This window comes from Corynebacterium gallinarum, assembly GCF_014837045.1.
Taxonomy (GTDB): Bacteria; Actinomycetota; Actinomycetes; order Mycobacteriales; family Mycobacteriaceae; genus Corynebacterium; species Corynebacterium gallinarum.
This window is the reverse complement of sequence record NZ_JACSPR010000002.1, coordinates 109,729-131,320: the sequence shown is the minus strand read 5'-3', so window position 1 is coordinate 131,320 and position 21,592 is coordinate 109,729. Positions and strand designations below refer to the sequence as shown.

Below are 21,592 nucleotides of genomic sequence, written 5' to 3'. Positions count from 1 at the left end.
ATAGGGTTGGATTCGCTACTAGACTTGACTCTACCGCTATGCGGGTATTGCCGGACATGCCCGCCGAAGAGTTAGGAAGGGCCTTCTTGTGACGGATATTGGTGCGCTGGTTACCTCATGGATGGACCGCCACCATGACGAGGTGATCGGATGGCGCAGACACCTGCACAGCCACCCGGAGCTCTCCCACATGGAGTACAACACCACGGAGTACCTCGCCGGGGTGTTGACCGAGCACGGCATGACGCCGACGCTGTTCCCCGGTACGGGGCTCATGGTGGATATCGGACCGTCGGAGGGCGAACGCCTGGCCTTCCGGGCAGATATCGACGCGCTGCCCCTCACCGAGACCACCGGCCTGGACTACAGTTCCACGGTCCCCGGGGTCGCGCACTCCTGTGGGCATGACATCCACACCGTCATCGCCCTGGCGCTGGCCTGTGCCCTCAACTCCATCGACCTGCCGCTGGGTATCCGCGTGATCTTCCAGCCGGCGGAGGAGGTGATGACCGGTGGTGCCACCGACGTCATCCAGTTCGGTGGATTGGAGGGGGTCCACGCCATCTATGCCCTCCACGTGGAACCGAAACTCAAGGTCGGTCGCGTCGGTGTCCGGGCGGGTGCGATCACCTCGGCCTCCGATGTCATCGAGGTCCGGGTCCGCGGCGAGGGTGGCCACACCTCCCGCCCGCACCTGGCCAAGGACGTGGTCTATGCCCTGGGCAAGCTGGTCACCGAACTGCCCACCCTGCTCTCGCGCCGGGTGGATCCCCGCACCGGCACAGTCCTGGTCTTCGGCACCATCAACGCCGGTTTCGCCTCCAACGCCATCCCCGAATCTGGGATTGTCAGCGGCACCCTGCGTACCGCCGACATCGGAACCTGGCGCAGCATGCGCCCGCTGATCGGGGAGCTGGTGGCCCAGGTCCTGGCACCCACCGGTGTGGAGCATGAACTCATTTACAACCCGGGTGTGCCCCCGGTGCTCAATGACGATGTGGCCACCGCGCTGCTGGCGAGTGCGGCGCGGGATCTGGATCCCCAGTCGGTGGTCCAGGCACCGCAGTCATCCGGTGGTGAGGACTTCTCCTGGTACCTCGAACATGTCCCCGGCTCCATGGCCCGTCTGGGTTGTTGGTCGGGGCAAGGACCCCGCCAGGACCTGCACCAATCGGATCTCAACGTCGATGAACGCTGCATCGGTGTGGGCGTGAAACTTTTCGGTAGTCTGGTACAGCAGTACAGCAGCAAATCTGAGGCTTTTCTTCACCCCTAGTGTGGGTAGTATCAAGGGCTGGATCTAAACGGCCAGTCTTGCCCAACCCGGCACGAGTCTGGCCTCTTTGATTTAGACTTGGGTCACGCATCAGTGATTCCAACTAGCATTCACCCAGCTCACACGTGTGGAGGTGCCATTAATGGCAAAGAGGATCGTAATCATCGGCGGAGGCCCTGCAGGCTATGAGGCGGCGCTGGCAGGTGCAAAGTATGGCGCCGATGTCACCCTCATCGAGGATTTTGGAATCGGTGGGGCGGCGGTCACTCTCGACTGTGTTCCCTCCAAGTCCTTCATCGCCGGCACCGGGATCAAGACAGACCTCCGCCGTGCGGATGACATGGGTCTCAACCGTGGACTGGGTAAGGCACACCTGGAGATCGATGCGCTGAACAAGCGTGTGAAGGCGCTGGCGAACCACCAGTCCGGTGATATCGCAGGTCAGCTCAAGCGCGCCGGTGTCCGAATGATCGACGGTTATGGCCGTTTCGATGATTACAGCACCAAGCAGACCACCCACTATGTCCAGGTCACCCACAACGGGACCGGGGAGACGGAGAGCCTGGAATGTGATCTCGTGCTCATCGCCACCGGTGCGACCCCACGCATCCTCAAGGGCGCGGAGCCGGACGGGGAGCGCATCCTCACCTGGCGTCAGGTCTATGACATCGACGAGCTGCCCACCCACCTCATCGTGGTCGGTTCCGGTGTCACCGGTGCGGAGTTCGTCTCCGCATTCGCCGAACTCGGCGTCAAGGTCACCATGGTGGCCTCCCGTGACCGCATCCTGCCCCACGATGATGCGGACGCCGCCGACGTCCTGGAAACCGTCCTCGCGGAACGCGGTGTTTCCCTGGAGAAGCACGCCCGCGTGGATTCGGTCACCCGCACCCCGGATGGTGGTGTGTGCGTGCGTACCGCCGACGGTCGTGAGATCTACGGCTCCCACGCGCTGATGACGGTCGGTTCCATCCCGAACACCCAGAACCTCGGCCTGGAGAACATCGGTGTCGAACTCGCCCCGTCGGGTCACATCAAGGTTGACCGTGTTTCGCGTACCTCCGTGGCCGGTGTCTACGCCGCGGGTGACTGCACCGATCTGTTCCCCCTGGCCTCTGTGGCGGCCATGCAGGGCCGTATCGCGATGTACCACGCACTCGGCGAGGGTGTGTCGCCGATCCGCCTGAAGACCGTCGCCACCGCCGTGTTCACCCGCCCGGAGATCGCCGCCGTCGGTGTTACTCACGCCCAGGTGGATGCCGGTGAGGTCACCGCCCGCACCGTGGTCCTGCCGCTGGTGACCAACCCGCGCGCCAAGATGCGGTCCCTGCGTCACGGTTTCGTCAAACTCTTCTGCCGTCGCAACTCCGGTCTCATCGTCGGTGGTGTCGTGGTTGCCCCGACCGCCTCTGAACTCATCCTGCCGATCGCGGTGGCGGTGACCAACCGTCTCACCGTCGCCGATCTGGCGGAGACCTTCGCGGTGTACCCGTCGCTATCCGGTTCCATCACGGAGGCTGCACGCCAGCTGGTGCAGCACGACGACCTCGGGTAGTTGCTCCCGCCGCCCATCCGGGCATGATCACAGATTGATCTGTGATCATGCCCGGTTTTGACGTTTCAGGGGTTGACTGGGGCGGGGAAGTGGCTTTCTGTGAAGAGTGCCTCCCTTTTTGCAAAGTCTGCAAAGTCGATAGAGATAAGATGTCCGCAGGTGGAGCGCATTTATGTGACAGAAGTGGAGTTGCTGGGGGCGACGTTAACCTTCCCCCTGGGATGTAGAAAAACGGCAATGGGGGTCTTGATCGGGGGCAATCTTTTCATGCCGGGGCGGTGAAATTCCGCAGGTCACTCCCCGGTACGCGGTGGAAACCAGAACGAAAACGGAAAGTTATACGTGGTTTTACCAACTGGCCATTACGATGTTCTAGAGAGTGACTGCCATCACCCAACAGGCTGGTACTCGTCGAAAGGAACAAAAACAGTGGTAACAACAACACCCTCCACGCTGCCTGCGTTCAAAAAGATCCTGGTGGCCAACCGAGGTGAAATCGCGGTGCGGGCATTCCGTGCCGCCTATGAGACCGGGGCCGCAACCGTGGCCATCTACCCGCGGGAGGACCGTGGCTCCTTCCACCGCTCCTTTGCCTCCGAGGCGGTGCGGATCGGAACCGAGGGCTCGCCCGTCAAGGCGTACCTCGATATTGATGAGATCATCAATGCCGCCAAGAAGGTGAAAGCGGACGCGGTCTACCCGGGTTATGGTTTCCTTTCGGAAAACGCCCAGCTCGCGCGTGAATGCGCGGAGAACGGCATTACCTTCATCGGCCCCACCCCGGAGGTGCTCGACCTCACGGGTGACAAGTCCAAGGCTGTCTCCGCCGCGAAGAAGGCCGGCCTGCCCGTCCTGGCGGAGTCCACCCCCAGCACCGACATCGATGAGATCGTCAAGAGTGCAGAGGGTCAGACCTACCCGATCTTCGTCAAGGCCGTCGCCGGTGGTGGCGGGCGCGGCATGCGGTTCGTCGAGAAGCCCGAGGACCTGCGCGAGCTGGCCAGGGAGGCCTCCCGTGAGGCCGAGGCTGCTTTCGGTGACGGCGCCGTCTACGTCGAGCGGGCTGTGATTAAACCCCAGCACATCGAGGTGCAGATCCTGGGCGATCACACCGGTGATGTCATCCACCTGTATGAACGCGACTGCTCCCTGCAGCGCCGTCACCAGAAAGTCGTCGAGATCGCCCCGGCCCAGCACCTCGACCCTGAACTGCGTGACCGCATCTGCGCGGATGCCGTGAAGTTCTGCAAATTCATCGGATACCAGGGTGCCGGCACCGTGGAGTTCCTGGTGGATGAGGCGGGCAACCACGTCTTCATCGAGATGAACCCCCGCATCCAGGTGGAGCACACCGTGACCGAGGAGGTCACCTCCGTCGACCTGGTCAAGTCGCAGATGCACCTGGCCGCCGGCGCCACCCTGAAGGAACTGGGCCTGACCCAGGACAAGATCACCACGCACGGTGCCGCCCTGCAGTGCCGCATCACCACGGAGGATCCGTCCAACAACTTCCGACCCGACACCGGTGTGATCACCGCCTACCGCTCCCCGGGTGGTGCGGGTGTGCGTCTCGACGGCGCAGCCCAGCTCGGCGGCGAGATCACCGCGCACTTCGACTCCATGCTGGTCAAGATGACCTGCCGCGGCTCCGACTTCGACACCGCCGTGTCCCGCGCCCAGCGCGCCCTGGCCGAGTTCAATGTCTCCGGTGTAGCCACCAACATCGGCTTCCTCCGCGCACTGCTGCGCGAGGAGGACTTCACCAAGAGGCGCATCGACACCGGCTTCATCGGCTCCCACCAGCACCTGCTCCAGGCCCCACCGGCCGATGATGAGCAGGGACGGATCCTGGAATACCTGGCGGATGTCACCGTGAACAAGCCCCACGGCGACCGCCCCGAGACAGCCCGTCCCATGGAGAAGCTACCCGAGGTGGAGAACCCACTGCCACGCGGCTCCCGCGACCGCCTGAAGCAGCTCGGCCCGGAGGGATTCGCCCGGGATCTGCGCGAACAGGATGCCCTGGCCGTCACCGACACCACCTTCCGTGACGCCCACCAGTCCCTCTTGGCCACCCGCGTGCGCTCCTTCGCATTGACCCCGGCGGCGCGCGCCGTCGCAAAGCTCACCCCGGAGCTGCTGTCCGTGGAGGCCTGGGGCGGTGCCACCTACGACGTGGCCATGCGCTTCCTCTTCGAGGATCCGTGGGCACGCCTGGATGAGCTGCGCAAGGCCATGCCGAATGTGAACATCCAGATGCTGCTGCGTGGCCGCAACACCGTCGGTTACACCCCGTACCCCGATTCGGTGTGCCGCGCGTTTGTGCAGGAGGCCGCCAAGTCCGGCGTGGACATCTTCCGGATCTTCGATGCGCTCAACGACGTCTCCCAGATGCGCCCGGCCATCGACGCCGTCCTGGAGACCGGCACCAGCGTCGCCGAGGTCGCCATGGCGTACTCCGGTGATCTGTCCAACCCGGGAGAGAACCTCTACACCCTGGACTACTACCTGAAGCTGGCTGAGCAGATCGTCGAATCCGGTGCGCACATCCTGGCCATCAAGGACATGGCCGGCCTGCTGCGCCCAGCCGCGGCGACCAAGCTGGTCACCGCCCTGCGCCGCGAATTCGATCTGCCCGTGCACGTGCACACCCACGACACCGCCGGTGGTCAGCTGGCCACCTACCTGGCCGCCGCCAACGCCGGTGCCGATGCTGTTGACGCCGCCTCCGCACCACTGTCCGGCACCACCTCCCAGCCGTCGATGTCCGCCCTGGTTGCCGCCTTCGCGCACACCCGACGCGACACGGGTCTCAACCTGCAGGCCGTCTCCGACCTGGAACCGTACTGGGAGGCGGTCCGCGGACTGTACCTGCCGTTCGAATCCGGCACCCCGGGACCGACCGGACGCGTCTACCGCCACGAGATTCCCGGCGGTCAGCTGTCCAACCTTCGTGCCCAGGCCGTGGCCCTGGGTCTGGCTGACCGCTTCGAGCTCATCGAGGACTACTACGCGGCCGTCAACGAGATGCTGGGCCGCCCGACCAAGGTCACCCCGTCCTCCAAGGTCGTCGGTGACCTCGCACTGCACCTCGTCGGTGCCGGTGTGAGCCCGGAGGACTTCGCCGCCGATCCGCAGAAGTACGACATCCCGGATTCGGTCATCGCCTTCCTCCGTGGCGAACTGGGCACCCCTCCCGGTGGCTGGCCCGAACCGCTGCGCACCCGTGCCCTCGAGGGCCGCTCCCAGGGCAAGGCCCCGCTGGCGGAGATCCCCGCCGAGGAGCAGGCGCACCTGGATTCCGATGATTCCGCGGAGCGCCGTGGCACCCTCAATCGCCTGCTGTTCCCGAAGCCGACCGAGGAGTTCCTCGAGCACCGCCGTCGCTTCGGCAACACCTCCGCCCTGGATGACCGTGAGTTCTTCTACGGCCTGAAGGAGGGACGCGAGGAGCTGATCCGCCTGCCCGGTGTATCCACCCCGATGGTGGTCCGCCTGGATGCGGTGTCCGAACCGGATGACAAGGGCATGCGCAACGTGGTGGTCAACGTCAACGGACAGATCCGCCCCATCAAGGTGCGCGACCGTTCCGTGGAATCCGTCACCGCCACCGCGGAGAAGGCCGACGCCACCAACAAGGGACATGTCGCCGCACCGTTCGCCGGTGTGGTCACCGTGACCGTCACCGAGGGTGATGAGATCAAGGCCGGCGACGCTGTGGCCATCATCGAGGCCATGAAGATGGAGGCCACCATCACCGCGCCTGTCGACGGTGTCATCGACCGCGTCGTGGTGCCCGCCGCCACCAAGGTGGAGGGCGGCGACCTCATCGTGGTTGTGGCCTAGAACCGTCGCTTGTGCGCATGGACCTCACGGTAGATTACTCACGCTTCCTATCGGCGAGCTGTCACCGTGACTAAGGAGTCGAACTGCCTCAGAGGCGAGGAGCTGGTTACAGAAGGCCAGCTCCTCGCCTCCGTGGAGAAAGGAGATACCCAATACTCAAACCCGCGGTATATTTCCGTAGTTTAGGGTTGAGTCAAAATTGGATCACCCTTGGGGGAATTAGCGTAGAAAAGGATAATACCGGTCAGTGGCTTGGGTTTGCCGAGTCCTGAGAACCAACCTTGCGGTATTTAAGGTGCGGTGAACGAGGTTTCCCCAGTCTCTCAATTGCCCCACTGCGGAGAAGCGTTGATAGGTGTTTTTGGACAGTACGTATTTCATAACCTGTTGCAGCTGCAATATCCCGAGCTGACTTAGAGTCTGTTTCTCCCATCAAGTATGTGTAAACGGATTCACCAGCTGGGGATAAGTCCGATATCCCCAGCCCTGTCGATGCAGGTGGTTCATAAGCTTCATTGAGTACATATGATGCACCGCGACGATCGCCTTCTTTGAGAAAAATCCCCGACTCAACGAGTTTGGTGAGTTCTTTGGTGGCATCTGCTTGATGCAAACCCCAGCTCTGGAGGGTTGCATTCGTAACTCGGTTTCCTTTATAGGCTGTGGCGATCGCTTGCATTTGTTGACTAGTTAAGTCACTGAGACCGCAACTCTCGATCCACTCGACCGTCTCTGGATCGAGGAGAGAGTCGGGCGTGATTGTTACTAACATTTGCTTCAAACTGGATTTGAACGCTGGAGGATTCATACCCGCATCGCTCAATTCTTTGAATACCGTTCGAATTCCGCTGCCACGGTTTTCGGCTACTGCCCCTCCTTGGGGAAGCTCAACAAATTCTAGGAGCCGGGATAGCACTGGATTTCGGGAGGAGGAAACATATTCGGCTCCCAAATCTTCTTCGTTGATACTGCCGTGTAAACCACCGGGATTAGAGATCGTAATGCGGTTAGGGAACACCTCTATTTGCACTTGGTTCAAACAGCCTGCCGGCGAGTAGTCTCTGTGCATCAGGGCATTGACCAGCAACTCACGTATTACTGTGAGTGGATATGGATATTTGTCAATTCGTTTTCCATCTTGAATATAGGTCTTTTTACTCATATATCTACGCATGATGGTTAAAGTCTGGGCAACGATTTCTGGAATGGATCCTTCGACGGATTCATTAACGATGAATCGTTCACCGTCTGGTCCGTTTGCCCCCGGTTCATTAGTAGGATATTCGACATATGTCACGCGCAATCGCGGGTAGAAGCGCTGGGGGTCAAGACCAGTTGCGAGCAAACCTGCGAGTGTTACGTAGATTCCTTCAGTTGGGTCTTTTTTGACAACGCTAAGACTATTCAGAATCTCAATGTCACTGCTGTCGCCGTAAGCTCTGGGCTTAGTAGCTTTTTGCTGATCCACCAGCTTCTGAAGAATATGTTTATCCAGATCGTCAAGAGTCGCCCCGTCAACTGCTTGTTGGTCGTGATCTGGAACCGATCTGTTTTCTAATAGACGATCAATTTCATAGTGCGTTAACTTTCGTTCGCCTTCACCGGTTCTCGTATAGCTTCCGCTGTACATTCCTCGCTCTTGGATGAAACACGGTTTGAGATCATTTTCCAGTTCTTTGATGTCGACTCGGAGAATGCGCTGTTCGTCTATGACTTCAATATCTATTTGAGTCTTGGGTATTTGTTGCAGCTTCTGCAGGAGGGACTCCATGGAATCCCGCGCTTTCTCGGGTGAAAAGCCTTCTACGGGAAGAGCGCCTTTCGCTGGGTCACTTAGGCCGAGCAATATTACGCCCCCCTTCGTGTTGGCGAAGGCGCTTATGGTTTCTACCAAATTCTTGGAGAGCTTTGTACGGCTCTCTTTGAGCTCCACGTCGGGAAGCTCTGATTGTTTACGTCGTATTTCCTTCACTAGCTCATCAGTTGTCTTATTAAGACTGTCGGTACTCAGGTCTTTCAATGTGATCCCTAACAAGGTAGTGGGAATGCGTATTTGTAGGTGATTGTACCGTCCAACTACGTCCAACTACGTCCAACTACGTCCAACTACGTCCAACTACGTCCAACTACGTCCAACTACGTCCAACTACGTTGATCTTGACTCTTGCACAATGGTGACGATTCCGGTTCGGGAAAACGACGACATGCGAAGCTCCAGTTTGCGGGGTAAGCGGGGTGTGGCCCACAGCACAATTAGGGCATAAGGTGGAGGAAAGAGAAACGAGTTTCATTACCTCCGAGGGCGCGTAGATGGTGTGGGAAGGTGAGCCCTTGAGGGTGTGTGACCTGTAAGGAGCCCGTCATGCGTATCCATGAAGTCCGAACCCGTCCCTCGGCCGAGCATTTCCCGCTTGAGGACCACCTGGCGTGGAAGATCGCGCAGGTGGCGGTGGACCCGGTGGGGGTGCTGCCCGAGGTGCAGGAGATGGTGATCAACAGGATCATCGATAATGCCGCGGTGGCGGTGGCCTCCCTGCTGCGTCGCCCGGTCACCACCGCCCGGGCCCAGGCGCAGGCGCACCCACGTGAGTCCCACGGGGCGACGGTGTTCGGGATCCCCGGCCGGTATTCCCCGGAATGGGCGGCCTGGGCCAATGGCACCGCGGTACGGGAACTGGATTTCCACGACACCTTCCTGGCGGCGGACTACTCCCACCCGGGAGATAACATCCCACCGATCCTGGCGGTGGCGCAGTCCCACGGTAGCAATGGCGAGGACCTGATCTGGGCGATCACCACCGCCTATGAAATCCACGTGGACCTGGTCAAGGGAATCTGCCTGCATGAACACAAGATCGACCATGTTGCGCACCTGGGTCCGGCGGCCGCGGCGGGGCTGGGCACACTGCTGCACCTGCCTCCGGAAGTGATCTACCACGCCATCGGGCAGGCCCTGCACACCACCACCGCCACCCGGCAGTCCCGCAAGGGGGAGATCTCCTCCTGGAAGGCGTTCGCCCCGGCGTTCGCCGGCAAGATGGCCATCGAGGCGGTGGACCGCGCCATGCGCGGGGAGGGCGCCCCGGCACCGATCTGGGAGGGGGAGGACGGTGTGATCGCCTGGCTGCTGTCCGGCAAGGATCACACCTACCATGTGCCACTGCCGGAACAGGGAGAACCCAAACGCGGAATTCTGGAGACCTACACCAAGGAACACTCCGCGGAATACCAGTCCCAGGCACCGATTGACCTGGCACGCAGCCTCAAACCGCAGGTGGAGGAAGCCGGGGGCATCACGGAGGTGGAATCGGTGGTCCTGCACACCAGCCACCACACCCACCATGTCATCGGCACGGGTGCCCAGGATCCCCAGAAGATGGATCCGCAGGCCTCCCGTGAAACCCTGGATCACTCCATCATGTATATCTTCGCGGTCGCCCTGCAGGACGGCGTGTGGCACCACGAACACTCCTATACCCGCAAACGTGCCACCCGCCCGGACACGGTCGAGCTGTGGCAGAAGATCACCACGGTGGAGGATCCCGAGTGGACCCGCCGCTACCACTCCGAGGACCCTTCAGAGAAGGCCTTCGGTGCGCGGGCGGTGATCACCATGCGCAGTGGTGAGGTGATCGAGGGGGAACTCGGCGTGGCCGATGCACATCCGCTCGGGGCACGCCCCTTCGGGCGGGAACAGTACATCGACAAATTCCGGACGCTGGCCCAGGGCATTCTCCCCGAGGCGGAACAGGACCGGTTCCTCACCGCCGCCCAGGCACTGCCGGATCTGAGTGATCTGACGGAGCTCAACATCATGCTTGATCACGCCACCCTGGCTACCGCCCCGGACATCGGAAAGGGATTGTTATGAACATGTTCTCAACGGCTAAGACACCATCGGAGCGTCGTCAGGCTCTCCGCGCGGCCCTGGCGGCCGAACCTATCGTGCGACTCCCGGGAGCCTTCTCCCCGCTGGTCGCCCGCTCCATCGAGGAGGCCGGTTTCGAGGGGGTCTACGTCAGCGGCGCGGTGGTCGCCGCCGACCTCGCTCTGCCGGATATCGGCCTGACCACCCTCACCGAGGTGGCCAACCGGGCCCGCCAGATCGCCCGTGCCACGGACCTGCCCGTGCTTGTCGACGCCGACACCGGCTTCGGCGAACCCATCAACGCCGCTCGCACCGTCACCGAACTCGAGGACGCCGGTGTTGCCGGATGCCAGCTCGAGGACCAGGTCAACCCCAAACGCTGCGGTCACCTGGACGGCAAGGAGGTGGTGACCACCGAGCAGATGGTCCGGCGAATCGGTGCCGCGGTCTCCGCCCGCCGAGACCCCGACTTCCTCATCTGCGCCCGGACAGACGCCGCGGGCATCGAGGGTATGGCGGATGCCATTGACCGCGCCCACGAATACGCCGCCGCCGGGGCGGATCTCATCTTCCCCGAGGCCCTGCACACCCGCGAGGACTTCGAGATGTTCCGCCGCGCGGTGCCGGATGTGCCGCTGCTGGCCAACATGACGGAATTCGGACAGACCGAACTGCTCACCACCCGGGAGCTGGAGGAGATCGGATACGACGCCGTGATCTACCCGGTGACCACCCTGCGCATCGCCATGGGCCATGTGGAGCAGGCCCTGTGGGAGATGGCGGATGCCGGCACCCAGGCGGGCTGGGTCGACCGGATGCAGCACCGCAGTCGCCTCTATGAACTTGTCCGCTACGCCGATTTCAACGTCTTCGACCAGAACCTGTTCACCTACCGGCCGAAAACCTGACCAAGAACTCACGGGAAGGAACCCAGACATGAATGACAAGAACGTGGAGGTCCGCCGGGGTCTCTACGGGGTGGTCTCCGACTACACCGCCATCTCCAAGGTGATGCCCGAAACCAACTCCCTGACCTACCGCGGATACCCGGTGCAGGACCTGGTGGAACACTGCTCCTTCGAGGAGGTGATCTACCTGCTGTGGAACGGTGAACTGCCCACACCCGACCAGCTGCGGGAGTTCAACACCCGTGGCAGGTCCTACCGGGTGCTCGATGCCGGACTGATCGCCCTCATCCATTCCCTGCCCCTGGGCTGCCACCCGATGGATGTGTTGCGCACCGCGGTGTCCTATATGGGCACCCAGGACCCGGAACCCTTCACCACCGGAGCCGACCACGTGCTGCGGATCGGCCACAACCTCCTGGCCCAGCTGCCGATGGTGGTGGCGATGGACATCCGACGCCGCAGCGGGGCGGACATCATCGCACCCGACCCTGACAAGGGGATTGCCGAGAACTTCCTGTCCATGGTCTTCGGAACCGCACCCGGTTCCGTGGCCACCACCCCGGAGGATGTCCGCGACTTCGAGAAATCCCTCATCCTGTATGCCGAACACTCCTTCAACGCCTCCACCTTCACCTCCCGGGTGATCACCTCCACCCGCTCGGATGCCTACTCCGCGATCGCCGGGGCCATCGGTGCCCTCAAGGGACCCCTGCACGGTGGTGCCAATGAATTCGTCATGCACACCATGCTGGACATCGACGATCCGGACCGGGCCGCGGCCTGGGTGCACCGGGCCCTGGACAACAAGGACCTGATCATGGGCTTCGGCCACCGCGTGTACAAGAGTGGTGACAGCCGGGTGCCGTCGATGGAGAAGTCCCTGCGGGCCTTGGCGCAGCGTCACGATGCGGAGAAGTGGGTGCGCATGTACGAGCAGATGCAGCAGGTGATGGAGGACCGCACCGGCATCAAACCCAACCTGGATTTCCCGGCAGGCCCGGCCTATCACATCCTCGGTTTCCCGGTGGATTTCTTCACCCCGCTGTTCGTCCTGGCCCGTCTGGCCGGGTGGACCGCCCACATCGTCGAACAGTATGAGAACAACTCCCTCATCCGCCCGCTGGCGGCCTACAACGGTGTGGAGCAGCGTGAGGTGGTGCCGATCGACCAGCGATGAGCGGGAGCCGGAAGCCTCAGACGTGGATGCCCAGGAACCCCGTCGCCCACCGTCGGATGGTCGCCCCGCCCTGTTCAACGGCATCCGCGATGGTGACCGGGGTGAGCATCGGATCATTGGGCACGGGGGTCGCGGGATCCCCGACGGGGAGGACCTCCAGGTCGGCGGTGTCATCATCGCCGCGGCGCAGGCGGGCCAGAGCCAGCATCTCCACGCTGGTCTGCTCACAGATGGCCCAGGTGTATACGGTGTCCTCCTCCCATGCCTGGTAGCTGCGGGCCACGGCATCATCATCCACCGGGTGCCCGAGTGCGGTGGCCAGGGCGGGCAGATCGTTGATGCGCTCGTCGCTGGTGAGTTTCCGGGCGTAGAAACGCCCGCCGTTGATATCCATCGGTTCCATGAAAGATCCTTTACCAAAGAGTGGGGTGTCCGACCGTAGGGGGAGCAGGTGAAACGAGTGAAGCACCCCGCGATCAGACGGGGTGCTTCAGCTCAGAACAGGGATTTCTGTTCCCTCAGACAGGGCTTACTTGATGTCGAGGAGAACCTGACCCTTGGTCACGCCCTCGCCGGCGGCGATGGTCAGACCGGAGACGGTACCGGACTTGTGTGCCTTGACCGGGTTCTCCATCTTCATGGCTTCGAGAACCACGACGGTGTCACCCTCGGAGACCTCGGCGCCGTCCTCGACGTTGACCTTGATCACGGTGCCCTGCATCGGAGCGGCGACGGAGTCACCGGAGACACCGGCCTTGGCGCCACCTGCGCGACGCTTCTTCGGCTTCTTCTTGGCGCCACCTGCGCCACCACCGAGAGCCAGATCGCCAGGGAGGGCGACCTCGACGCGGCGGCCGTCGATCTCGACGATGACCTTCTGCGACGGGGTCTTCTCCTCGTCGTCCAGGTCGGCTGCATCGACGAACGGCTCGATCGGGTTGTCCCAGACCTCCTCGATCCACTTGGTGTAGATCTCGAAGCCCTCGCCGTCACCGACGAATGCCGGGTTGGAGACGATGTGGGAGTGGAACGGGATGACGGTCGGCATGCCCTCGACGATGTACTCGCCGAGTGCACGACGGGAACGCTCCAGAGCCTGCTCACGGGTCTGGCCCCAGACGATCAGCTTGGCCAGCATGGAGTCGAACTGACCGGAGATCTCGGAACCCTCGACAACGCCGGAGTCCATGCGGACACCCGGGCCGGCGGGCTCACGGTAGCGGGTGATCTTGCCCGGTGCGGGCATGAAGTTGGAGCCTGCGTCCTCGCCGTTGATGCGGAACTCGAAGGCGTGGCCGCGTGGGGTCGGGTCCTCCTTGATGGAGAGCTCGGCGCCCTCGGCGATGCGGAACATCTCGCGCACCAGGTCGATGCCGGTGGTCTCCTCGGTGACGGGGTGCTCCACCTGCAGGCGGGTGTTGACCTCCAGGAAGGAGATCAGTCCGTCGGAACCGACCAGGTACTCCACGGTGCCGGCGCCGTAGTAACCGGCCTCGCGGCAGATGGCCTTGGCGGAGGAGTGGATGCGGTCACGCTGCTCATCGGTGAGGAACGGTGCCGGTGCCTCCTCGACGAGCTTCTGGAAACGACGCTGCAGGGAGCAGTCACGGGTACCGGCGACCACGACGTTGCCGTGCTTGTCAGCGATGACCTGTGCCTCGACGTGGCGGGCCTTGTCCAGGTAGCGCTCCACGAAGCACTCGCCGCGACCGAAGGCGGCGGTGGCCTCACGGGTGGCGGACTCGAAGAGGTCAGCGACCTCGTCCATCTCATAGGCGACCTTCATGCCACGTCCGCCGCCACCGAAGGCAGCCTTGATGGCGATGGGGAGACCGAACTCCTCGGCGAAGGCGACAACCTCGCTGGCGTCCTTGACGGGCTCCTTGGTGCCGGGTGCCATCGGTGCGTTGGCGGTGTTGGCGATGTGGCGGGCGGTGACCTTGTCACCGAGGGAGCGGATGGACTCAGGGGAGGGTCCGATCCAGATCAGGCCCTCGTTGATGACGGCTTCAGCGAAGTCGGCGTTCTCGGCGAGGAAGCCGTAGCCGGGGTGGACAGCGTCTGCACCGGACTTGCGTGCTACGTCAATGATCTTGTCAATGACGAGGTAGGACTCTGCGGAAGTCTGGCCGCCGAGTGCGAAGGCCTCATCGGCATACTCGACGAAAGGGGCATCTGCGTCCGGCTCTGCGTAGACGGCGACAGAGGCGATGCCTTCGTCCCGGGCTGCGCGGAAAACACGGATTGCAATTTCACCACGGTTGGCGACAAGTACCTTGGTGATCTTCCTGGTCTCGACTGACACTAAAACCCTCCTGGTTTTGATTTTCTTCACGACAGAGCACCGCACTGTTCATTGACGGCATGACAGCGTAGGTCAGTGCCCCTGCGATCAGCATTATTCTTGCACACTAACTCGGTGATCTTTTAGCGAATCCCGCTAAGGGGGTTAGACAACCCGGATTCCGGTGTACCCTGTGACCGCGTTAACATACCTGCATAACGGTACTGGATGGTCATTTCCCAGGCAAAGTTTCCCGGTGGCCACAGTCGGGAGAGATCCCTGCCACACTTCGGCCCCGGGGTGTACCCGGGAGGGTCCGGGGGTGACCAGGGAGGTGACCCCGGGGTGGTTAGAGCGAACCCGGCTCGTCACCCTGGACGATGGGCATGCGCACCATGTTGCCCCACTCGGACCAGGAACCGTCGTAGTTACGGACGTTCTCGAATCCCAGCAGATACTTCAGCACGAACCAGGTGTGGGCCGCGCGATCCCCCACGCGGCAGTACACCACGGTGTCCTCGGCGGGGTTGAGGTGCGAATAGACCTCCTCGATCTCCTTGCGGGTGCGGAAGTTACCGTTCGGCAGCACCGCCTGCTCCCAGTCGATGTGGACGGCACCGGGGATGTGTCCGCCACGCAGCACACCCTCGCCGGGGATGGGAGTGCCCTCCTCGTCACGGCCCCGGTACTCCTCGGCTGTCCGGACGTCGACAAGCTTCATCCCGGCGTCACCGCGCAGGCTCTCGAGGACCTCGGCGACGAAGGCGCGCTGCCCTTCGTCGACACGCTCGACCACCGGGTAGTTGGTCGGAGGGTAGGCGGGCACCACATAGGAGGTGTCGCGTTCCTCGGACATCCAGGCATCACGGCCGCCGTTGAGGAGACGGACATCGGCGTGGCCGAAGAGCTCGAACACCCAGAGGGTGAACGCCGCCCACCAGTTGGACTTGTCACCGTAGATGACCACCGTGTCATCGCGGTGGATGCCCTTGCGGTTCATCAGGTCCGCGAAGGCCTGGCCGTCGATGAAGTCACGGGTGACCGGGTCATTGAGATCCTTCTCCCAGTCGATGCGCACCGCGCCGGGCAGGTGCCCGATGTCATACAGGATGGAATCCTCGTTGGACTCGACCACCTTCAGACCAGGTGAACCCAGTCGCGCTGACAGCCAGGACGCTGAGACGAGCCGCTCAGGATGTGCGTACTCCTGGAATGGGGGGAACGGGTCGAACGGTGCTGCCATGTGAGGTCGCTGCCTTCCGTGTATTAGGTGATCCTTTTCTAACTGCGTTATCCAGCATATTCCTTCCACCCGCCTGTGTCCTTAATTACTTGTGCGTTCTCCCGATGCACGGGTTTTCGGCACGTGCTTTAAAGTGATCGGTGTCAACGTGAAAGAACCTGACTCCCGAAGCTGCTCTGCGAATCGACTGCCATGAGGGTTTCCCATGTTGCCCCCCATTTTTGATCCTGTTGATTCCCACCCCGGTCGCGTCAGCACCGCCCCTTGGGGGCGTGTATCCATGTCGCACCCCAGGCACCCGCCACACCCCGGGGTTGAAGAGAAAGTGACATCCACCACCATGTTCAAGAGCATCGTTGTTTTTGAGGTCGAAGGCGGCTCCGACAAGTACCTCGACGGCCACCGCAGGGACACCATGCCGATCATCAACTCCATCACCGAACAGGGGTGGAGCGCCGAGGTGGTCTACTACCGGCCCGAGTGGACCGAGGACATCTTCGACTACGTCACCGGCGCCTTCGACGGCTATATCTCGCGGGTGAATCCGGGCAATATCCCGGGCGGTGAGCGTGGGTATTTCGATCTGCTCACCCGTCTGTCGGAGGCCGGCCTGGTGGGCATGTCCACCCCGGAGGAGATGATGGCCTACGGTGCCAAGGATGCACTGGTGAAGCTGTCATCGACCGACCTGGTGCCCACCGACACCCACGCCTACTACGATGTGGAGACCTTCCACGCCACGTTCCCGACCTCGCTGTCCTACGGCGAGCGGGTGCTCAAGCAGAACCGCGGTTCCACCGGATCCGGCATCTGGCGGGTGCAGCTGCGTGACAAGAAACTGGCGGCCTCCATCGAACCGGGTACCGCGCTGCCGCTGGACACCGAGATCAAATGCACCGAGGCGGTGGACAACCACACCGAGATCCGCCAGCTGGGCGAATTCATGGATTTCTGTGACCAGTACATCGTCGGTGACAACGGCATGCTGGTGGACATGCGGTTCATGCCCCGCATCGTCGAGGGCGAGATCCGCATCCTGCTGGTCGGCCCGCACCCGGTGTTCGTGGTGCACAAGAAGCCGGCCGAGGGCGAGGACAACTTCTCCGCGACCCTCTTCTCCGGGGCGCACTACACCTATGACCGGCCGGAGGACTGGCAGGACCTCATCGACATGTTCGCCGCCGCGCGTCCGGTCATCGCGGAGAAACTCGGCGGCGATAACATCCCGCTGATCTGGACCGCCGACTTCATGCTCGACACCGCCCCCGACGGCTCCGACACCTATGTCCTCGGTGAGATCAACTGCTCCTGTGTCGGTTTCACCTCCGAGCTGGACATGGGGATCCAGCAGCTGGTCGCCCGCGAGGCCATCCAGCGCATCGAGGCCGCGCACGCCGGGTAGTCGGGTGCTTGTCGACGCATCACCCCCGGCGCGCGGGATGAACCCGCGCGCCGGGGGTGATGGTCAGTTCCGCAGCGGCTTCCTGGCCTTGGCCATGTGGGCGGTGCGGGCCACATTCGACGGCAGGATGATCACCTCGCCGGCGGTGGTCGCCTCCCTGGAACCCAGTTCCTCCGCGGTGAGGGTCTCCCGCTCGGGTGAGGTCAGCAGATTCTTCAGCGCCTCGGCGATGATCAGGTCATTGTCGGTGAAGTCCCCGGCCGGTGTGGTCAGTGTCCCCGGCGCGGCGAGGGTGATGCGGGCCTCGGGTGCCGGCTGATAGTCGTCCATGAGATCCCGTGCCATCCGGACAGCCTCCGCCAGGACGTGGTCGGTGGACATGATGATCGGATCGTCGTGCTGCAGGAGACCGAAGTGGCGGGCCTCAAACGCGGAGGGGAACGGCTGGGCATCCATGAACAGCTGGAAAGCCTGATTCACCGGGTTGGGTTTGCCGGCCCTGGTGAGGCGGTCGATGGTGCGGGCGGTGCCACCCCAGGCGGGGATCAGCCCCACGGTGCGCTCGGGGAAACCGATGCGGCTGTCGGCGTGGAGGACCGCGGCATCGCAGTGCAGGAGCAGTTCGGCGCCACCGCCGAGTGCCACACCACGGACCGCGGCCACCACGGGGAACTCCGCGTGCAGGAGGGTCTCGAAGGATTCCCGGCCGATGCGGAACAGGTCTGCCGCGGTGTGGGCATCGCCGTCGGCGGCGGCCTTGGCCAGGGTGGACAGGTCGGCACCGGCGCAGAAGGCGCGGGCCTCGTCATTGCCGATGACCAGGGCCCGGATACCGCGGGCGGCACCCTCCCTGCCGGTCATGGCGATGAGCTCGAGGGCCTCCCGGGTACAGGAGTTCAACGGGGTGGCCAGGTCGAGGAGTGCGACACCGTCCTCCAGGAGCGTGACGGTTCCACCCTCGGTGGAGAAGATGACCGTGCCCTGTTCCTTCAGCTGTGCTGCGGTGAGCACGCCCTCGCGTGTCCGGGTGGCAACCGGTTCGCCGTCGGTGGTGAGGGTGGTGCCGGCTGCGGGATAGAAGCCACCGCGGTCAATCGCGGTGGTGAGCAGGGCTGGAACGCGATCGGTGCCCTGGGTCTCCAGCAGCTCCCGGAGGGTGTCCAGCCCGATGTCATCGGCCAGCGCGAACGGGCCCTTCTTCCAGCCGTAACCCAGCTGCATGGCCAGGTCGATCTCCTCCACGGTTCCGGCGATCTCCGCGGCGGTGTCACAGCAGTATGTCAGCAGCGTGAGGAAGGTATCCCGGGCGAAGCGGCCACCGGGGCTGTCGGTGGCGATGACTCCCGCTGCGGTGCGCTGTTCCAGGGCGGGGTCGGGGAAGGAGATGGCGTTGCGGTAGTCGAAGCCCGGGGTGACCACCTCGTCGCGGCCCCGGTAGAACCCGGAGGGGCCGGTGCGCCCGGTCCATCCGCGTTCCAGCAGCCCGGTGAACAGGGGGTGGTCGGTGATGGTGAAGCGGTGGTAGGCATCATCGGCGGGCAGGGCGGTGGTCAGGCCACCCCAGATGCCGGGTACGAGCTGGAGTCCGATGTAGTCGAAAAGTCCGAAGATACCGGTGCGGGGCACCCCGAAGGGACGACCGAACAGGGCGTCGGCCAGCTCGATGGGGATGTTGTTGTCCAGGGCGTGCCGGGCACCGGCGGCCATCCACAGGTTGCCGATGCGGTTGGCGATGAATCCCGGGGTGTCGCGGCAGTGCAGCACCACCTTGCCCAGCTGCTGTTCGATGATCCGGGTCAGGTCGGTGGCGGTCTTCGGGGTGGTGTCGGGGCCGGTGACCAGTTCCACCAACCGCATCGTGGTGGGCGGGTTGAAGAAGTGCACGATGGCGAAATCCAGGCGCATCGGGGTGCCCATGACCTCGGTCAGCTGGGCCAGGGGGATGGTGGAGGTGTTGGAGGAGACCAGGGAACCGGGGGAGCGGTGCTCCTCGATGAGGCGGAAGGTGTCGTGTTTGACCGTGAGGTCCTCGAAGACGGCCTCGATGATCCAGTCGGCCCGGGTCAGGGCTGCGGTGTCATCGACGATGTTGCCGGTCTGGATGCGGGAGGAGAACTCGGGGCGGTAGAAGGCCCCGCGCTGGATCTGGCGTTCCAGACCGCTCTCCGCCAGGCGGTTGGGGTCCTCCGGATCACCGGAGTGCCGGTCGAGGAGTGTGACGGTGATGCCGGCGTTGGCCAGCAGGGTGGCGATACCCGCGCCCATGGAGCCTGCGCCGATGACCACGGCCTGGTTGATCTGGGAAGTCATGATGTGTCCTTTCGGTACCAAAGGGGCGGGTGTTTATCGCTTCTTGGTGGTGAATGCGGAGATGCCGGTGATCTCCCGGCCGACCAGCAGGGCCTGGATGGAATCGGTGCCCTCGTAGGTGGACACCACCTCCATGTCGGTCAGGTGCCGGGCGATGTGGTTTTCCAGGAGCAGACCGTTGCCACCGAACATGTCACGGGCCTCGCGGCAGGCGGCCAGCGCCTTGCGGGAGGTGACCATCTTGATCATGGCGGCCATGGACCCGGTGAACTCACCGCGTTCCTGCAGCTGGGCCATGCGGGTGCACAGCAGCTGCATCTGGGTGACATCGGAGAGCATGGTGGCCAGTTTCTCCTGCACCAGCTGGTACCCGGCGATGGGGGCACCGAACTGCTCCCGGCTCAGCGCATACTGGGAGGCCAGCTCGAAGGCTGCCATCCCGTGGCCGACGGCCTCCCAGGACGCCCCACCGCGGGTGGCGGAGAGTACCCGGTTCACCCCGGCGAAGGACTCGCAGTTCTCCAGGCGGTTCTCCACAGGTACCCGCAGGTTGTCAATGACGATGTCGCCCTGCAGGATGGCACGCTTGCCCACCTTTCCGGTGATCACCTCCGGCTGGTAACCCTCCGGGTAGGTGCCGTCCTCGTTCTTCTCCACCACGAAGGCCTTGACGTTGCCGTCGGCCTCATCGCGGGCGAAGACCACGATGACATCGGCGGCATGTCCGTTGCCGATCCAGCGCTTGTGTCCGTTGAGCACCCAGTGGTCACCCTCGCGCCGGGCGGAGGTCTCCAGTGCCACCGAATCGGAACCGTGGTTGGGTTCGGTCAGGGCGAAGGCACCGATCTTCTTCAGCTTCGCCATGTCCGGCAGCCACCGCTGGCGCTGCTCCTCATTACCCAGGGTGTAGATCGCACCCATGCCCAGGTTGGAGTGGACACCGAAGAAGGTGTTCACCGAACCGTCGATACGCCCCAGTTCACGGGCGACGATCCCGGCGGCCTGACGCGACAGACCGGGGCACCCGTAGCCCTGGATGAACGTGCCCACAATGCCCAGGTCCGCCAGTGGTTCCAGGACCTCCATGGGGAACTCGGCACGCTCCCAGTACTCATTGATGATGGGCAGGATATGTTCCTGCCCGAAGGCGCGGATGCGGTCACGCAGGGCGATGTCCTCGGCGGACAGGTCCGAATCCAGGAGTAGGAAGTCGGGGTGCTCGGTGACAGATGGAACGGTGGCAGGGGACAGGGTCGGTGCGCTCATGATTATTCTCCGGTTGTGGGGGTGGGATTCTCGGGGTAGCTAGAGGTAGGCGGGTTGTTGCTGTTCGAGCTGGGCACGCAGCTCAGGCGAGATCGGGGTCGGTGTGCGGGTCTCCGGGTCGAGGACGACGATGACGGCCTCGCTGTACACGCAGGGCCGGTCATTCTGGACCAGTTCATGGCAGACGGTGTAGGAGGTGGTGCCCAGGCGGGAGATCCACACGCGGGCGGTGACTGTGCCGTAGCTGAGTTCTTCGTCGTAAAGCGTGTTCACGGCGCGCACCACCCGCGGGGTGGTGGCGGACGGGGAGGTGCCGGACCACGACAGGACGGCGCGGACCCGGGCCTCCTCGACGAGGGTGATCACCTGGGCGTTATTGACATGACCGTTGAGGTCCTGATCGGACCAGCGCACATCGAGGTCGGTGCTGAAACAGTTGGCGGGTGCACGGGACATG

At 63.2% G+C, this 21,592-nt stretch carries 14 protein-coding genes; 7 read left to right on the top strand and 7 right to left on the bottom strand.

All coding sequences use genetic code 11. The annotated features are described in order from the left end of the window. The first annotated feature begins 121 nt into the window (after positions 1–121). The 3 genes from H9627_RS03140 (at position 122) to H9627_RS03130 (ending at position 6,677) form a co-directional block, all read left to right on the top strand. Complete coding sequence (locus H9627_RS03140) at positions 122–1,276, top strand: M20 family metallopeptidase (RefSeq protein ID WP_191732850.1); 1,155 nt, start codon at positions 122–124, stop codon at positions 1,274–1,276. Positions 1,277–1,418: 142 nt separating this feature from the next. Continuing rightward, positions 1,419–2,831: an NAD(P)H-quinone dehydrogenase gene (locus H9627_RS03135; RefSeq protein WP_191732582.1), complete on the top strand. Its 1,413-nt coding sequence runs from the start codon at positions 1,419–1,421 to the stop codon at positions 2,829–2,831. A 429-nt stretch (positions 2,832–3,260) separates the two neighbouring features. Then, complete coding sequence (locus tag H9627_RS03130) at positions 3,261–6,677, top strand: pyruvate carboxylase (protein ID WP_191732581.1); 3,417 nt, start codon at positions 3,261–3,263, stop codon at positions 6,675–6,677. Between the two features lie 244 nt (positions 6,678–6,921). Here H9627_RS03130 and H9627_RS03125 read toward each other — a convergent pair whose 3' ends face one another. Continuing rightward, entirely contained in the window at positions 6,922–8,697 is a 1,776-nt protein-coding gene (locus H9627_RS03125; protein WP_191732580.1) for an ATP-binding protein, read from the bottom strand. Positions 8,698–9,039: 342 nt separating this feature from the next. On the opposite strand from H9627_RS03125, the gene prpD reads away from it, so the two are divergent. Genes prpD through H9627_RS03110 form a run of 3 tightly spaced genes read left to right on the top strand, consistent with a single transcriptional unit; the run spans position 9,040 to position 12,630 of the window. Further along, complete coding sequence (gene prpD / locus H9627_RS03120; RefSeq protein WP_191732579.1) at positions 9,040–10,548, top strand: 2-methylcitrate dehydratase PrpD; 1,509 nt, start codon at positions 9,040–9,042, stop codon at positions 10,546–10,548. After that, positions 10,545–11,453 carry a methylisocitrate lyase gene (gene prpB, locus H9627_RS03115; protein WP_191732578.1) on the top strand — a complete coding sequence of 303 codons (909 nt, stop codon included), beginning with the start codon at positions 10,545–10,547 and terminating at the stop codon, positions 11,451–11,453. Before prpD ends, prpB begins: the two co-directional genes overlap by 4 nt. 28 nt (positions 11,454–11,481) lie before the next feature. After that, positions 11,482–12,630, top strand: coding sequence for a bifunctional 2-methylcitrate synthase/citrate synthase (locus H9627_RS03110; protein WP_191732577.1), 1,149 nt, complete (start codon positions 11,482–11,484; stop codon positions 12,628–12,630). A gap of 16 nt (positions 12,631–12,646) precedes the next feature. Here the strand turns inward: H9627_RS03110 and H9627_RS03105 are convergent, their stop codons facing one another. The 3 genes from H9627_RS03105 to H9627_RS03095 all read right to left on the bottom strand — a co-directional run bounded on the left by H9627_RS03105 (position 12,647) and on the right by H9627_RS03095 (position 16,157). Beyond that, positions 12,647–13,033: a hypothetical protein gene (locus H9627_RS03105; RefSeq protein ID WP_191732576.1), complete on the bottom strand. Its 387-nt coding sequence runs from the start codon at positions 13,031–13,033 to the stop codon at positions 12,647–12,649. Between the two features lie 126 nt (positions 13,034–13,159). Further along, positions 13,160–14,935 carry an acetyl/propionyl/methylcrotonyl-CoA carboxylase subunit alpha gene (locus H9627_RS03100; protein WP_191732575.1) on the bottom strand — a complete coding sequence of 592 codons (1,776 nt, stop codon included), beginning with the start codon at positions 14,933–14,935 and terminating at the stop codon, positions 13,160–13,162. Positions 14,936–15,263: 328 nt separating this feature from the next. Next, positions 15,264–16,157 (bottom strand): sulfurtransferase, encoded by an 894-nt coding sequence (locus H9627_RS03095; RefSeq protein ID WP_191732574.1) that lies wholly within the window; start codon positions 16,155–16,157, stop codon positions 15,264–15,266. 340 nt (positions 16,158–16,497) lie between these two features. Between H9627_RS03095 and H9627_RS03090 the strand changes: the two genes are divergently transcribed. Then, positions 16,498–17,559: a Cj0069 family protein gene (locus H9627_RS03090; protein WP_191732573.1), complete on the top strand. Its 1,062-nt coding sequence runs from the start codon at positions 16,498–16,500 to the stop codon at positions 17,557–17,559. 63 nt (positions 17,560–17,622) lie between these two features. Here the strand turns inward: H9627_RS03090 and H9627_RS03085 are convergent, their stop codons facing one another. The 3 genes from H9627_RS03085 to H9627_RS03075 are packed head-to-tail and all read right to left on the bottom strand — an operon-like array spanning position 17,623 to position 21,591. Continuing rightward, positions 17,623–19,869, bottom strand: a complete 2,247-nt coding sequence (locus tag H9627_RS03085) for a 3-hydroxyacyl-CoA dehydrogenase/enoyl-CoA hydratase family protein (protein WP_191732572.1) — start codon at positions 19,867–19,869, stop codon at positions 17,623–17,625. Between the two features lie 33 nt (positions 19,870–19,902). Beyond that, positions 19,903–21,135 (bottom strand): acyl-CoA dehydrogenase family protein, encoded by a 1,233-nt coding sequence (locus H9627_RS03080; RefSeq protein WP_191732571.1) that lies wholly within the window; start codon positions 21,133–21,135, stop codon positions 19,903–19,905. Positions 21,136–21,174: 39 nt separating this feature from the next. Continuing rightward, a complete protein-coding gene (locus tag H9627_RS03075) occupies positions 21,175–21,591 on the bottom strand; it encodes an acyl-CoA thioesterase (protein WP_006769597.1) in 417 nt (138 codons plus the stop codon). Position 21,592: the final 1 nt, after the last annotated feature.

Coding starts and splice junctions, on each gene's coding strand:
- H9627_RS03140 (WP_191732850.1), top strand. CDS start 122: ATGGACCGCCACCATGACGAGGTGATCGGATGGCGCAGACACCTGCAC.
- prpD (WP_191732579.1), top strand. CDS start 9,040: ATGCGTATCCATGAAGTCCGAACCCGTCCCTCGGCCGAGCATTTCCCG.
- H9627_RS03135 (WP_191732582.1), top strand. CDS start 1,419: ATGGCAAAGAGGATCGTAATCATCGGCGGAGGCCCTGCAGGCTATGAG.
- H9627_RS03080 (WP_191732571.1), bottom strand. CDS start 21,135: ATGAGCGCACCGACCCTGTCCCCTGCCACCGTTCCATCTGTCACCGAG.
- prpB (WP_191732578.1), top strand. CDS start 10,545: ATGAACATGTTCTCAACGGCTAAGACACCATCGGAGCGTCGTCAGGCT.
- H9627_RS03085 (WP_191732572.1), bottom strand. CDS start 19,869: ATGACTTCCCAGATCAACCAGGCCGTGGTCATCGGCGCAGGCTCCATG.
- H9627_RS03105 (WP_191732576.1), bottom strand. CDS start 13,033: ATGGAACCGATGGATATCAACGGCGGGCGTTTCTACGCCCGGAAACTC.
- H9627_RS03090 (WP_191732573.1), top strand. CDS start 16,498: ATGTTCAAGAGCATCGTTGTTTTTGAGGTCGAAGGCGGCTCCGACAAG.
- H9627_RS03110 (WP_191732577.1), top strand. CDS start 11,482: ATGAATGACAAGAACGTGGAGGTCCGCCGGGGTCTCTACGGGGTGGTC.
- H9627_RS03095 (WP_191732574.1), bottom strand. CDS start 16,157: ATGGCAGCACCGTTCGACCCGTTCCCCCCATTCCAGGAGTACGCACAT.
- H9627_RS03075 (WP_006769597.1), bottom strand. CDS start 21,591: ATGTCCCGTGCACCCGCCAACTGTTTCAGCACCGACCTCGATGTGCGC.